This is a genomic window from Stenotrophomonas sp. PS02298 (genome assembly GCF_029959445.1).
Lineage (GTDB): Bacteria > Pseudomonadota > Gammaproteobacteria > Xanthomonadales > Xanthomonadaceae > Stenotrophomonas.
In genome coordinates this window covers 1-13,639 of sequence record NZ_JASCOR010000121.1, presented here as the reverse complement: position 1 = coordinate 13,639, position 13,639 = coordinate 1, and the positions used below count along the sequence as shown (strand labels likewise).

Annotated in this window: 12 protein-coding genes; all 12 read left to right on the top strand. The window is 66.2% G+C overall.

Going from position 1 to position 13,639, the window contains the following annotated elements; genetic code table 11:
- Positions 1-172 precede the first annotated feature (172 nt).
- The 12 genes from flhB to QMX78_RS15750 all read left to right on the top strand — a co-directional run bounded on the left by flhB (position 173) and on the right by QMX78_RS15750 (position 13,550).
- Positions 173-1,303: a flagellar biosynthesis protein FlhB gene (gene flhB / locus QMX78_RS15805; RefSeq protein WP_282271277.1), complete on the top strand. Its 1,131-nt coding sequence runs from the start codon at positions 173-175 to the stop codon at positions 1,301-1,303.
- Positions 1,300-3,408 carry a flagellar biosynthesis protein FlhA gene (gene flhA / locus QMX78_RS15800; protein ID WP_282271275.1) on the top strand — a complete coding sequence of 703 codons (2,109 nt, stop codon included), beginning with the start codon at positions 1,300-1,302 and terminating at the stop codon, positions 3,406-3,408. The genes flhB and flhA overlap by 4 nt, the downstream gene beginning before the upstream one ends.
- Before the next feature lie 152 nt (positions 3,409-3,560).
- Positions 3,561-5,357 carry a flagellar biosynthesis protein FlhF gene (gene flhF, locus QMX78_RS15795; RefSeq protein ID WP_282271273.1) on the top strand — a complete coding sequence of 599 codons (1,797 nt, stop codon included), beginning with the start codon at positions 3,561-3,563 and terminating at the stop codon, positions 5,355-5,357.
- On the top strand, positions 5,344-6,228 hold the full coding sequence (locus tag QMX78_RS15790) for a MinD/ParA family protein (protein ID WP_282271271.1): 885 nt from the start codon (positions 5,344-5,346) through the stop codon (positions 6,226-6,228). The genes flhF and QMX78_RS15790 overlap by 14 nt, the downstream gene beginning before the upstream one ends.
- Positions 6,225-6,974, top strand: a complete 750-nt coding sequence (locus tag QMX78_RS15785) for an RNA polymerase sigma factor FliA (protein WP_282271269.1) — start codon at positions 6,225-6,227, stop codon at positions 6,972-6,974. Before QMX78_RS15790 ends, QMX78_RS15785 begins: the two co-directional genes overlap by 4 nt.
- Before the next feature lie 13 nt (positions 6,975-6,987).
- Complete coding sequence (cheY, locus tag QMX78_RS15780) at positions 6,988-7,380, top strand: chemotaxis response regulator CheY (RefSeq protein ID WP_282271267.1); 393 nt, start codon at positions 6,988-6,990, stop codon at positions 7,378-7,380.
- Positions 7,380-8,000: a protein phosphatase CheZ gene (locus tag QMX78_RS15775; RefSeq protein ID WP_282271265.1), complete on the top strand. Its 621-nt coding sequence runs from the start codon at positions 7,380-7,382 to the stop codon at positions 7,998-8,000. Before cheY ends, QMX78_RS15775 begins: the two co-directional genes overlap by 1 nt.
- Before the next feature lie 3 nt (positions 8,001-8,003).
- Positions 8,004-9,869 carry a chemotaxis protein CheA gene (locus QMX78_RS15770; RefSeq protein WP_282271264.1) on the top strand — a complete coding sequence of 622 codons (1,866 nt, stop codon included), beginning with the start codon at positions 8,004-8,006 and terminating at the stop codon, positions 9,867-9,869.
- 230 nt (positions 9,870-10,099) lie between these two features.
- Positions 10,100-10,840 carry a flagellar motor protein gene (locus QMX78_RS15765; RefSeq protein WP_282271263.1) on the top strand — a complete coding sequence of 247 codons (741 nt, stop codon included), beginning with the start codon at positions 10,100-10,102 and terminating at the stop codon, positions 10,838-10,840.
- Positions 10,841-10,843: 3 nt separating this feature from the next.
- The gene (gene motD, locus QMX78_RS15760) at positions 10,844-11,791 is read left to right on the top strand and encodes a flagellar motor protein MotD (RefSeq protein ID WP_282271261.1); all 948 of its coding nucleotides are present in this window, start codon (positions 10,844-10,846) and stop codon (positions 11,789-11,791) included.
- The gene (locus QMX78_RS15755; protein ID WP_282271259.1) at positions 11,791-12,573 is read left to right on the top strand and encodes a ParA family protein; all 783 of its coding nucleotides are present in this window, start codon (positions 11,791-11,793) and stop codon (positions 12,571-12,573) included. The genes motD and QMX78_RS15755 overlap by 1 nt, the downstream gene beginning before the upstream one ends.
- The gene (locus QMX78_RS15750; protein ID WP_282271257.1) at positions 12,570-13,550 is read left to right on the top strand and encodes a chemotaxis protein CheW; all 981 of its coding nucleotides are present in this window, start codon (positions 12,570-12,572) and stop codon (positions 13,548-13,550) included. The genes QMX78_RS15755 and QMX78_RS15750 overlap by 4 nt, the downstream gene beginning before the upstream one ends.
- The last annotated feature ends 89 nt before the right edge of the window (positions 13,551-13,639 follow it).

Below are 13,639 nucleotides of genomic sequence, written 5' to 3'. Positions count from 1 at the left end.
GCCGAGCCATGCTCGGCATGGGGATTTACCGGTAGAGCCCTTGCCGAGCATGGCTCGGCACTACAGCGGGATTGCTTGTAATGCCTTTGCCGAGCATGGCTCGGCACTACCAAAGCCCATTCTGGAATGATTTTTGCACGGCCATGGAAGAACCCTTCTTCCATGCCATGCGATGTCCGAGAACGAACAGGCCGGGGAAAAAACCGAACTCCCCACCGAAAAACGCCTGCGCGAGGCCCGCGAGCAAGGCAATATCCCGCGCTCGCGCGAGCTGGCGACCGCCGCGGTGTTCGTCGCCGCCGTTCTGGCGCTGTACGCCATGGCCGGCTCGATGGGCAATTCCGCCCGGCAGTGGATGAAGGCCGCGTTGTCACCTGAGGTCGGGCTGCTCAATACCCCGAACGCCCTGTTCGGCCACGCTGGCTGGATGTTGCTCAAGCTGATGCTGGCCTTCAGCCCCCTGCTCCTGGTGTGCCTGGCAGCCGGCATGATTGCCCCGGCCTTGATGGGCGGGCTGCAGTTCTCCAACAAAGCGCTGATGCCCGATCTCAAGCGCATGAACCCGTTGACCGGGATGAAGCGCCTGGTCGGCGCCGAAGCATTGGCCGAACTGGTCAAATCAATGCTGCGCGTGGCCTTCGTCGGCACGGCCGCCGGCCTGTGCATCTGGCAAGGTGCCGACGGCCTGCGCGGGCTGCTGCACCTGCCACTGGAGAGCGCCATTGGCCGCGGCCTGGCCTTCACCCTCAAGCTGCTGCTGGCCACCGCAGGTGCCATGGCCCTGCTCGCCGCCATCGACGCGCCCTACCAGAAGTGGAACTGGCTGCGGAAGCTGAAGATGACCCGCGAGGAGCTGCGCCGTGAAATGAAGGAAAGCGAGGGCAGCCCCGAGGTGAAGGGCCGCATCCGACAGATGCAGATGCAGCTGTCACAGCGGCGGATGATGGAAGCCGTGCCCACCGCCGACGTGGTGCTGGTCAACCCCACCCACTATGCGGTCGCCCTGAAGTACGAGAGCGGACGCATGAGCGCCCCCACCGTGGTCGCCCGTGGCGTCGACGAACTGGCCCTGCGCATCCGCCAGGTAGCCGACGGCAACAAGGTCGCCGTCGTCTCGTCACCGCCTTTGGCACGCGCCTTGTATCGGGAAAGCCAACTCGGCAAGGAAATCCCCGTGAGACTGTATTCGGCTGTTGCCCTGGTCCTGTCCTACGTCTACCAGCTGCGCCAATGGCGCACCGGCCCGATGCCGCAGATGGCACCCATCGATATTGACGAGTTCGGCAAGGGAGGCACTCGATGAGCGCCCAGACCTCGGGTTTCTCCGCACGGCGCGTACTGGACATGCTGCGCCATGGGCTTGGCGCGCCACTGATCGTGCTGGCCCTGCTGGCAATGGTGGTGGTGCCGCTGGCCGCGCCGGTGCTGGATGCGCTGTTCACCCTGAACATCGCCATCTCCATGCTGGTACTGCTGGCCGTGGTGTACGTGAAGCGGCCACTGGATTTCACCATCTTCCCGATCGTGCTGCTGGTCACCACCATGCTGCGATTGGCGCTGAACGTGGCCTCCACCCGCGTCATCCTGCTCAATGGCCAGGACGGCCATGAGGCCGCGGGCAAGGTGATCGCCGCGTTCGGTGAATTCGTCATCGGCGGCAACTACGCCGTCGGCATCGTGGTGTTCGCGATCCTGACCATCATCAATTTCGTGGTCATCACCAAGGGTGCCGGACGCGTGTCGGAAGTGACCGCGCGCTTCATCCTCGACGCCATGCCCGGCAAGCAGATGGCGATCGACGCCGACCTCAACGCCGGTTTGCTGACGCGCGAGGAAGCCAAGGTCCGCCGTGAAGAAGTCCGCGAGGAAGCCGATTTCTACGGCGCAATGGACGGCGCCAGCAAATTCATCCGCGGCGACGCCATCGCCGGCATCCTGATCCTTTTCATCAACATGCTCGGTGGCCTGGCCGTGGGTGTACTGCAGCACGGCATGCCGTTCGGCGACGCAGCGGCCACCTATACGCTGCTGTCGATCGGTGACGGTCTGGTGGCGCAGCTGCCGGCATTGCTGGTTTCCAGCGCCGTGGCCATGCTGGTCACCCGCGCCTCGCGCTCGCAGGACATGAGCGAAGCGATGATGGGCCAGGTGTTCGGCCAGTACCGCGCACTGGCCATCACTGCCGGCATCATCGGCCTGGTCGGCCTGGTACCGGGCATGCCGAACCTGGCCTTCCTCAGCCTGGCCGCCATCCTCGGCTTCATCGCCTGGAAATTGTGGAAACGCGAGACCAGCGCTGCCGCCAAGACCTCCGCCAACGACAGCAGCGCCAACGAAGGTGGCTTGAACGCCCTCGGCCAGCCGCAACCCGCCCCCACCGCTGAATTGACCTGGGACGAGTTGCGCCCGGTCGATCCGCTGGGCCTGGAAGTCGGCTACCGGCTGATTCCGCTGGTCGACAAGGCCCAAGGCGGCGAGTTGATGACACGCATCAAGGGCGTGCGCCGCAAGCTCACCCAGGACCTGGGCTTCCTGATCCCGCCCGTACACATCCGCGACAATCTGGAGTTGCCGGCCACCCACTACCGCCTGCTGATCCACGGGGTGCCGGTCAGCACCGCCGACATCCATCCGGATCGCGAACTGGCGTTGGACCCGGGCAGCGCCATGGGCACGCTGGAAGGCATTGCCGGCAAAGATCCGGCGTTCGGCCTGGACGCCACCTGGATCCAACCGCACCAGCGCGCCCACGCCGAGTCGCTGGGTTACACGGTGGTCGATCCCGCCACCGTGGTCGCCACCCACCTGTCGCACCTGATCCGCGAGCACGCGCCGGAACTGCTCGGCCACGAAGAAGTCCAGCAGCTGCTGGCGACCCTGGCCAAGAGCGCACCCAAGCTGGCCGAAGACCTCTCGCCCAAGGCGCTGCCGCTGTCCACCGTGGCCCGTGTGCTGCAGAACCTGCTGATCGAACGCATCCCGATCCGCCAGCTGCGCAAGATCGCCGAAGCGCTGGTCGAAGCCGCACCGGTCACCCAGGACCCCGCCGCGCTTACCGCCTCGGTACGCGGTGCGCTGGGCCGCTTCATCGTGCAGGAAATCGCCGGTTCCTCGCCGGAGCTGCCGGTCTTCACCCTCAACCCGCAATTGGAACGCGTCTTGCAGGAGTCCACGCAAGGCAATGGCGCCGCACTGGAACCTGGTCTCGCCGAACGCCTCCATCAAAGCCTTGCCGATTGCGTCGGCAAGCAGGAGGCCCGCAACGAGCCGGCTGTAGTGCTGGTACCGGCCCCGGTCCGCGCCGCGCTGGCGCGCCTGGTCCGCCACAGCGTTCCCTCGCTGTCGGTCCTGGCCTACAGCGAGGTGCCGGAAGACAAACGCCTGAAGCTGGTCGGCACGATCAGCTGAGGCAGCCCGAAAACCGACACCGTCAGCAATGCCGGTGACGGAAACCAGACACCTGCTGCACCGCACCCATTCCGCAAGAAGGAGCCCGCCACGCCATGTTCGACATCGCCAACGCCACTCCTTCGCCGCAGCCTCACTCCCGGTACCAAAGCATGAAGATCAAACGTTTCGTCGCCGCTGACATGCGCACCGCCATGAACCTCGTGCGCAAGGAACACGGCCCCGATGCCGTGATCCTGTCCAACCGGCGGATCGAGGAAGGTGTGGAGATCGTGGCTGCCGCGCACTACGACGAGACCGCAGTAAAGCAGGCGCTGGAAGCCAGCCGCCCGGCACCGCCGGCCCCGGCCAAGCCACGCAGCGCCGCCGAAGCCATCATGGCCGCGATGACCCGCCGCAAGGCACCGGAACCGGAACCGGTCACCGCCACCACCTCGGCCGTCGCCGCCCTGGCACGTTCGGCGGTTGGCGCCACCGGTCGCTCCATCGACAACAGCATCGAGCTGGCACCGGGCAGCCGCTTCGCCGGCCTGCTCAAGTCGGCCGAGGTTGAACCGGTCGCTCCCCGCGCGCCGGCCCTGCAGACCTTGTTTGCCACCCAGCCGGCCAGCGCAGATGAACTGCCGATCGTGCCGGCGTTCCGTCCGGCCGGCAGCGCCGCTGCGGTCGCGCCGCTGGCAACCGTACCCGCTGTCACCCAGCAGGCCAGCTTCGCCGACGCCATCGCTGCCGTCACCATCGAGCCACCTGCTCCGATCGAGCGCGCACGCTTTGTCATCGATCCGCCGATGCCGGAGCCGGAGCTGGCCCCGCTGCAACCGGCCGCCACCGTGGCGATCCCTGCAATTCCTGCTGCGCCGGTCCTCGCCGTCGCCGCGGTGGCACCTGCAATCGAGCAGGTCGCGCCGATCGCTGCGTTCGCAGCCCCGCAACCGGCTGAGGCCCCGGCCGCCGTCGCCATCGAAACCGCCGCACCAGCAGCGGTCGCCAGCACTGCCCCGGTCAACCCGGTCGCCACCAGCCCGGTGATCATCGCCCGCAACGACGAACAGCTCAGCCAGCTGCGCCAGGAAGTGGCCGGCATGCGTCACCTGATCGAGCGCGAGATGAACCGCTTCACCGATGAGCGCCTGCGCGGCAGCGCGGTACGCGCCAATGCGCTGGACCTGATGGACGAATACGGTTTCGACGCCGGCCTGGCCCGCGACGTCGCTACCCAGATTCCGGCCGACATCGACCCCAGCCGCGCCCGCGGCCTGATGCTGGGGCTGATCTCCAAGAAGCTGCCGATCGCCCCGGTCGACCCGATGGAAACCGGCGGCGTGATCGCCCTGGTCGGCCCCACCGGTGCCGGCAAGACCACCACCATCGCCAAGCTGGCCTCGCGTTTCGCCGAAGCCCATGCCGCCCGCGACGTGGCCCTGGTCACCACCGATACCCAGCGCATCGGCGCCCGCGAGCAGCTGTACGGCTTCGGCCGCCAGCTCGGCATCGCCGTGCACGAGGCCAATAGCGGCACCGACCTCAACCAGCTGCTGCAGAAGCTGGCCGACTACAAGCTGGTGCTGATCGACACCGCCGGCCTCGGCCAGCGCGATCGCGCCCTCACCGCCCAGCTGCAGTGGCTGCGCGCCGCCGGCCAGATCCGCACCCTGCTGGTGCTGCCGGCCAACACTGCCTTCCAGGACATGGACGAAGTGGTGCGCCGCTTCAGCGCCGCCAACCCGCAGGGCGTGGTGCTGACCAAGCTGGACGAGACCGGCCGCTTCGGTTCTGCCCTGTCGGTGGCGGTCGATCACCGCCTGCCGATCACCTGGGTGACCGACGGTCAGGACGTCCCGGAAGACCTTTATCGGGCCTCTGCCGCAAATCTTGTACTCCGCCTTGAAGATTTGCGCCGCGCGGCCGATATGCCCTGCAACACGGAGTTGAACAATGCAGTCGCGTGAGTACGCCAAGCTGACCAACACCTTCCCGCTGTCGGCAACCCGGCACGAACCCGCCGGCCCGGTACGCACCATCGCGGTCACTGGCGGCAAGGGCGGTGTAGGTAAAACCAATGTCTCGGCCAATCTGGCCGTGGCACTGGCAGGCATGGGCAAACGTACCCTGCTGCTCGACGCCGACCTGGGCCTGGCCAACATCGACGTGGTGCTGGGCCTGCAGCCCAAGCACACCCTGGCCGACCTCGTCGCCGGACGCGCCACGCTGGAAGAAGTCATCATCGAAGGCCCGAACGGCGTGCTGGTGGTGCCCGCCGCCTCCGGTCGCCGGCACATGGCCGAGCTGCAGCCGGCCGAGCACGTTGGCCTGGTCAATGTCTTCTCCGAGCTGGAGCGCGAGCTCGATGTGATGATCATCGACACCGCCGCCGGCATCACTGACAGCGTGCTGACCTTCTGCCAGGCCGCCCAGGACACCGTGGTGGTGGTCTGCGACGAGCCGGCCTCGATCACCGATGCCTACGCATTGATCAAGGTGCTCTCACGCGAGCGCGGCGTGGACCGCATCCAGGTCGTCGCCAACATGGTCCGCGACCCGAATGAAGGCCGCGCACTGTACGAAAAGCTGGTGCGGGTCTGCGAGAAGTTCCTGATCGATGTCTCCCTGAACTACCTGGGCTGCGTACCGCAAGACGACTGGCTGCGCCTGTCGGTGCAGCGCCAGCAGCCGGTGGTCAAGCTCTATCCTTCCGCGCCAGCCTCGCTGGCCATCAACGAAATCGCCCGTCGCACCGCGCGCTGGCAAGCCCCAACCGCCCCGCGCGGCGGCGTTGAGTTCTTCCTGGAACGCATCATCCAGCAGAAGGTGAAGGCATGAACAATGCAGCCGCCCAATACCGTGAAGTCCAGCGCAACGCGGCCAATGACTGCATTGCCCGCCACGCCGACCTGGTACGCCGCATCGCCCACCACCTGGCCGCGCGCCTGCCCGCCAGCGTCGAGGTCGATGACCTGATCCAGGCCGGCATGATGGGGCTGATCGAGGCCTCGCGCAGCTATGACGCAGAACAGGGCGCCTCGTTTGAAACCTACGCATCGATCCGCATCCGCGGTTCGATGATCGACGAGATCCGCCGCGGCGATTGGGTGCCGCGCTCGGTGCACCGCCGCGCCCGCGATGCCGCGGCCACCATCCGCCGCCTCGAACAGAGCAGCGGCCGTTCCGCCAGCGCCAGCGAAGTGGCCGAGGCGATGGAACTGCCACTGCCCGAATACATGCGACTGGTTGAAGACGCCTCGCGTGGCCAGGTCTTGAGCCTGGAGTCGCGGATCGAAGACCAGGGCGAGCTGGACACCCCCAGCACCGGCGGCCCCAACCCGCAACAGGTATTGGAGCGCAGCCAGTTCGGCGCTGAGCTCGGCAAGGCCATCGGCCAGTTGCCCGAGCGCGAACAGCTGGTGCTGTCGCTGTACTACGAGCAGGAATTGAACCTGAAGGAAATCGGCGCGGTATTGGGCGTGAGCGAATCCCGCGTCTGTCAGATCCACGGCCAGGCCACGCTGCGCCTGCGTAGCCGACTGAAGATTTTCGAGGCGGCCGACGCCGGGCTCGAAGAACCATGAAGAGGAAAGTCTTTTGAACAAGAACATGCGCATCCTGATCGTTGACGACTTCTCGACGATGCGCCGCATCGTCAAGAACCTGCTCGGCGATCTGGGCTTCACCAATACCGCCGAAGCCGAGGACGGGCATGCCGCGCTGTCGATGCTGCAGACGCAGTCGTTCGATTTCGTCGTCACCGACTGGAACATGCCGGTGATGACCGGCATCGAGCTGCTCAAGGCCATCCGCAACGATGCCAAGCTCAAGACCTTGCCGGTACTGATGGTTACCGCCGAAGCCAAGCGCGAGCAGATCATCGAGGCCGCACAGAGCGGCGTGAACGGCTACATCATCAAGCCGTTCACCGCACAGACCCTGGAAGAGAAGCTCGGCAAGATCTTCGAACGCCTGGCAGCGAGCGCCTGATGAACCAGCCCGGGGAAGCATTGAGCGACAAATCGGCCCTGGTGCAGCGCCTGCAGGACGCACTGGCAGCATTGGAAAGTGGCGATGAGGCTGGCTGGCGCCGGGAAATCGACGCACTCGCCGCCCTGCGCACGCAGCCGATGATGTCCGGCCTGGGCAGGCTTGCACGCGAACTGGGCCAGGCGCTGGGCGAACTGCCCAGCGTGCCCAGCGAAGCCGGTGAGCTGGACGACGCCTGCGCGCGCCTGGACCACGTAGTGCAGATGACCGAGCAGGCCACCCATCGCACGCTCGATCTGGCCGAGGAATGCCGCGCGCTGACCGAGCGCCTGCGTGCGGACGGGTTGAACGCCGAACAGGGCGAGATCCTCGAACGCATCCGCCACAACCTCACCGAAGTAGCGCTGACCCAGAGCTACCAGGACCTGACCGGGCAGATCATCCGCCGCGTGGTTGGCATCGTCCGTCGCGTGCATGAAGGTTTTGGCGCGCTCGGCCTGCCGCCGCCGGAAGAAGAAGCGCGCAACCAGGGCCTGGCTGGCCCGGCCGTCAATGGCCTGGACCGCCACGCCGTGTCGCAGGTGGACGCAGACGACCTGCTCTCGGACCTGGGGCTGTAACGCATGAGTGCTTTTGCCGACGACATCGCCGCCGACTTCATCATCGAAGCGCAGGAGATCCTGGATCGCCTCGGCGAGCAGCTGGTGACGCTGGAACAGGCACCGCACGACAGCGACCAGCTCAACGCCGTGTTCCGTGGCTTTCATACGCTGAAAGGTGGCGCCGGCTTTCTGGCGATCCATCCGATGGTGGAGCTATGCCACGCCGCCGAAGAAACCCTGGGCATGGCACGGGCCGGCAAAGCCGAACTGCTGGCGCATCACTTCGACGCCGCCCAGCAATCGCTGGATTGGCTGCAGGCCATGCTCGACGCAGTGTCATCAGGCACCGAACCGGAGCACGCACCTGCTGCGCTGATCACACAGTTCGATGTTGGCGCCGCCCCCGTGGTCGCAGTGGTGCAAGCGGTCGCTGCGCCTGCCGGTGACAGCGACCTGATCAGCGAAGACGAGTTCGAAGCCCTGCTCAACGAACTGCACGGCAGCGGTACGCCCGGTGCCCAGCCGATCGCAGCGGCAAAGGCCGGCGATGACCTGATCGACGAAGACGAATTCGAAGCCCTGCTGGACAAGCTGCATGGCGGTGCCGCACCTGGCGCCGTTCCCGTACAGCCCGTTCCCGCCGCGCCCCCCAAGCCCAGGCCGGCCGCACCGCCGACCGCAGCCCCCCGCGCTGCCGCCGGCGCCGCCAAACCGGCAGCGGCAAAAGCCGCCGAACCCGAGCACACCGTGCGCGTGGACACCAAGCGGCTGGACGCCATCGTTAACCTGATCGGCGAACTGGTGCTGGCCCGCAACCGGCTCAAGACCTTGCGCATGCGCCTCAAGGACGAAGAGCTCGACCGTGCAGTCTCAACCCTGGACATCGCCACCGCACGCCTGCAATCGGCGGTGATGCGCACCCGCATGCAACCGGTCGGCAAGGTGTTCTCGCGCTTTCCCAAGGTTGCCCGTGACGTCGCCCGTTCACTGCAGAAGGAAGTCGATCTGGAGCTGATCGGGGCTGATACCGAACTGGACCGCAACCTGGTCGAGGCGTTGGCCGATCCCTTGGTGCATCTGGTCCGCAACGCCATCGATCATGGCGTCGAGTCGCCCGAACTGCGCGAAGCCCAAGGCAAGCCGCGCATGGGCCGGGTGCGCCTGTCCGCACAGCAGGAAGGCGACTACGTCAGCATCGAAGTGCAGGACGATGGCGCCGGCATCGACCCGGAGCGCCTGCGTGCCAAGGCCCGCGACAAGGGCTTGATCGACCCGGAAGCCGCCGCCCGCCTGACCAGCGAAGAGTGCCTGCACCTGGTCTTCCTGCCGGGCTTCTCGACCAAGCAGGAAGTCACGGACATTTCCGGCCGCGGCGTTGGCATGGACGTGGTGCAATCGCGCATCCGCGAGCTCAGTGGCCAGATCCAGATCCAGTCCGAACTGGGCCGTGGCAGCCGCTTCCTGATCCGCGTACCGCTGACCCTGGCGATCCTGCCAACGCTGCTTGTGCAGGCTGGCGATGACGTCTATGCCCTGCCCTTGGCCCGCGTGATGGAAGTGCTGCACGCACCGGCGACCTCGCTGGGGTGGTTCGATGGCCGCGCGGTGCTGGACCGCAAGTCCCACACCTTGGCCCTGCTCGACCTGCGGCAATGGCTGGGCATCACCCCGGCACCGTCGACGCTGCTGACCATCGTCGTCCTGCAGATGGGCGAAGCCCGTTTCGGCCTGGTGGTGGACCAGGTACGCGGCCGCGAGGAAGTGGTGATCAAACCATTGCCACGCGCGCTGCGCGGCCTCAACGGCTACGCCGGTGCGACGCTGATTGGCGACGGGCGCATGGCACTGATTCTGGATGTGGATGGGCTGCGTGGGGTGCAGGGGTAAGCAATGCCCCAGCCCTCTGCCAAAGTCTGCAAGCAAGCATCCCCTCTCCCGCAAGCGGGAGGGGGCGGCCCCGCGAAGACGGGGCGGGTGAGGGGCGCTTTCAGCTTTCAAAGCCAGAGCTGCCCTCACCCCAACCCCTCTCCCGCAGGCGGGAGAGGGGCTAACAACAGCAGCAACAGCTGCACCGCTCATTGATTCAAGACCGCTACAACGAGGCCGATATACGCACCATGGACCGACTCAGCATCATTGGACTCTTCCTCGCCCTCGCCTCCCTGGTGGGTGGCAGCATCCTCAAGGGCGCCGGCCTGTCCTCGCTGTGGTCACCTGCTGCCTTCGTGATCGTCATCGTCGGCACCCTGGCAGCCATCCTGCTGCACACCTCGCCGGCCGTGTTCAAGCACGCCTTCAAGATCGTGCGCTGGGTGATCCGCCCGCCCGCCAGCGACCGTCGCGCGCTGGTGCAGCAGATCGTGGACTGGAGCAACATCGCCCGCCGCCAGGGCCTGCTCGGCCTGGAGCCGCAGGTTGAACTGCAGGACGATCCATTCATCCGTAAAGGCCTGCAGCTCGTGGTCGATGGCGTCGAGCCGGACACCATCCGCCACATGCTGGAAATCGAACTTGGCAGCCAGGAGCAACAGGATCTGGCAGCCACCAAGGTATTCGAGGGCATGGGCATCTATGCCCCCACCCTGGGCATCATCGGCGCGGTGCTCGGCCTGATCGCGGTGATGAAGAACCTCGCCGACCCGAGCAAGCTCGGCCACGGCATTGCCGCCGCGTTCACCGCCACGATCTATGGCATTGCCTCGGCCAACCTGCTGTTCCTGCCGGTGTCAGCCAAGCTCAAGAGCGTGATCGCCAGCAGCTGCCGTGAGCGTGAAATGATCATCGAAGGCCTGATCGCCATTGCCCAGGGCGAGAACCCGCGCAATATCGAAAACAGCCTTGCAGGCTTCGTGAACTGAGCCATGGCCCGTCGCAAGCACCACGAAGAGCACGCCAACCACGAAGCATGGGCCATCCCCTATGCCGACCTGATGACGCTGCTGCTCGCCTTCTTCGTGGTGATGTACGCCATCTCGTCCTTGAACGAAGGCAAGTACCGGGTCATGGCCGATGCCCTGACCACCGCCTTTGGCGGCGCCCCGCGCACCATCAGCCAGGTGCAGGTGGGTAACAAGCAATTGCAGGGCGGCGGCTATGACTCGCCCTCGGTGATCAGTGCGCCGAGCATGACCGGCGGCGCGCTCGCAGACCCAACCCAGTTGCCGTCGATGGCATCGCATATGCGCATGCCGGTGTCCGCACATAACCAGGAACAGCTGCAGCGCGCCGAGCGCCAGCTCAACCAGATCGCTGACCGCCTGAGCAAATCACTGGCCCCGCTGGTCAAGCAAGGCGTCATCACCGTACGCCGCACCGAACTCTGGATCGAAGTCGAGATCAACAGCGACATCCTGTTCAGCACCGGCTCGGCGGCATTGGATGTCAGTGCTCGCGACACGCTCGGCACCCTGGCCGATGTGCTGCTGGATGCGCCCAACGGCGTGCGCGTCGAAGGCCACACCGACAACCTGCCGATCGCCACTGCGCAGTTCCCATCCAACTGGGAACTGTCGGCCGCACGTGCCGCCAGCGTGGTGCACCTGTTCGCCGACCATGGCGTGCAGCCGCAACGACTGGCGATGGTCGGTTACGGCCAGTTCCGTCCACGCGAAAGCAACGACGCGCCCGAAGGGCGCAACCGCAACCGACGGGTGATGGTGATCATCCTCGCCGATTCGGCAGCGGCAGCCGATCTGCCGGCTGCCGGCAACACCACAGCCAGTACCAGCAGCGATGACGACAGCAGCGGCAGTTCTGCCGCAAGCAGCGTGCGCAGCGCAGTACCGGCGGTCATCGAAGGAGTCCAATGATGCGCATCTGGGCCATAGCCAACCAAAAAGGCGGCGTCGGCAAAACCACCACCACTTTGTCGCTGGGCCGCGGCCTGGCCGCTCGCGGGCACAAGGTGCTGCTGATCGACCTGGACCCCCACTCCTCGCTGACCCGCGCCTTCGGCGTACCGGTTGAGCCGGTACCGCAGGGCGTGCAGGAGCTGTTCGCCACGCCGCCACATGAGATCGCTTCGCTTGCCCGCCACAGCGACATTCCTGGCTTGGACTATCTATGCGCGCAGGCCTCGCTGGCCACGCTGGAACGTCGCAGCGCCAACCAGCCTGGCCTGGGCCTTGCCCTGCAGCAGGCCTTGGCCCGCCACGGCGAACAACACGACTACATCCTGCTGGATTGCGCGCCAACCCTGGGTTTGCTGATGATCAATGCACTGGCCGCGGCCGACCGCCTGATCATCCCGACCCAGGCCGAGCCGCTGGCCCTGCACGGCCTGGACGGCATGGTCCGCACTGGTGAAATGGTCGAGCGCTCGCGCAAGCGCCCCCTGCCTATTTCGGTGCTGCCGACGCTGTTCGACCGCCGCACCCGCGCCGGCAATGAAACCCTGAAATTGATGCAGGAACGCCATGGTGAACGCGTCTGGGAAGACGCCATTCCGGTCGACACCCGCATCTGCAATCCCGCCGCCCTGACCGTGCCGGTGCTCGGCGACGATTACCCGGGGCGCGGCATGGCCGCTTACCGGCACGCCCTTGAGTGGCTGCTGCTCAACGAGGCCGCGCAGCTGGAGCGCGCCGCATGAGCAGCGACGTACTCGACGACTACCTGGGTGAACTGCTGCTGGAGGCAGTGCCCACAGCGGTGGCCCCCGCACCCGCATCGCCTGCCAAAGCGGCGGCGATCGAAGTGCCGGGCGACAGCGCTGAACTTGAAGCAGTGTTCGAAGCCGCACTGGCCGAAGCGCAAGCCAAGCCTTCAGCCGCCCCGGCACCTGCTCCGGCAAGCATTGCGCCCGGCGATACCGCAGCCTTGCAGGCCGCGTTCGACGACGCAATGGCGGCCACCAGCGCCGCCAATGCCGGTCGTCCTCCTACCTGGGATGACCTGCCGGATGAAGTAATCTACGAGACCGGCCCGGCCGAAAGCCGCAAGCTCGCCCATAGCGACAGCGCCAGCTTGCAGGCTGCGTTTGAAACCGCAGCAGGCTTGTCGGCAAGCCCGGTCCCGGCGCCGCGCAGCACCCCGAACGTCCGCGCCCTCGCAGACCCCTCGTCGGATGCACGCCCCAGCACCTGGCAGGAACTGCAAGCGCAGGCACAGCGGCCAGCGAGCAGTCCGCAACAACGCCGCGCCGCTGAGCGGAGCTCGCGCTGGCTGCGCCTGCGCTGTGGCCAACAAACGTATGCATTGGAGCTGCTGAAGGTGCAGGAAGTGGTATTGCCAGTGCCGCTGCTGGCACTGCGCGGCACCGGCCCGGCCATGCTCGGCATCATGAATCTGCGTGGTCAGGTGGTCCCAGTGATGGACCTGTGCCGTCATCTCGACGTGCAGAGTGCACCCGAAGACTCGCAGACCCGCATCGTCGTATTGGAAGAAAACGGCGAGACCCTGGGCCTGCGCGTATCAGCAGTGGAAGACGTCGCCAACCTCAACGATTCGCAGATCGAGCCACCGGACACCGCGCGCATCTGCCAGATCTCCAACGAACTGTTCCGGGGCATCGCCCGCGTCGGCCAGCAACCGATGATCCTGCTGGACGCCGGCCGCCTGCTGCGCTGATTTCCTCCTCACTTTTGCGCTGAAGGCAACGCTAGTGCCGAGCCATGCTCGGCAGAGGCTTTGCCGGTAAGGCTCCAGCCGAGCATGGC

Bases quoted from the DNA above. Each gene is read 5' to 3' on its own strand.
- flhB (WP_282271277.1), top strand. From the start codon at position 173: ATGTCCGAGAACGAACAGGCCGGGGAAAAAACCGAACTCCCCACCGAA.
- flhA (WP_282271275.1), top strand. From the start codon at position 1,300: ATGAGCGCCCAGACCTCGGGTTTCTCCGCACGGCGCGTACTGGACATG.
- flhF (WP_282271273.1), top strand. From the start codon at position 3,561: ATGAAGATCAAACGTTTCGTCGCCGCTGACATGCGCACCGCCATGAAC.
- QMX78_RS15790 (WP_282271271.1), top strand. From the start codon at position 5,344: ATGCAGTCGCGTGAGTACGCCAAGCTGACCAACACCTTCCCGCTGTCG.
- QMX78_RS15785 (WP_282271269.1), top strand. From the start codon at position 6,225: ATGAACAATGCAGCCGCCCAATACCGTGAAGTCCAGCGCAACGCGGCC.
- QMX78_RS15775 (WP_282271265.1), top strand. From the start codon at position 7,380: ATGAACCAGCCCGGGGAAGCATTGAGCGACAAATCGGCCCTGGTGCAG.
- QMX78_RS15770 (WP_282271264.1), top strand. From the start codon at position 8,004: ATGAGTGCTTTTGCCGACGACATCGCCGCCGACTTCATCATCGAAGCG.
- QMX78_RS15765 (WP_282271263.1), top strand. From the start codon at position 10,100: ATGGACCGACTCAGCATCATTGGACTCTTCCTCGCCCTCGCCTCCCTG.
- motD (WP_282271261.1), top strand. From the start codon at position 10,844: ATGGCCCGTCGCAAGCACCACGAAGAGCACGCCAACCACGAAGCATGG.
- QMX78_RS15755 (WP_282271259.1), top strand. From the start codon at position 11,791: ATGCGCATCTGGGCCATAGCCAACCAAAAAGGCGGCGTCGGCAAAACC.
- QMX78_RS15750 (WP_282271257.1), top strand. From the start codon at position 12,570: ATGAGCAGCGACGTACTCGACGACTACCTGGGTGAACTGCTGCTGGAG.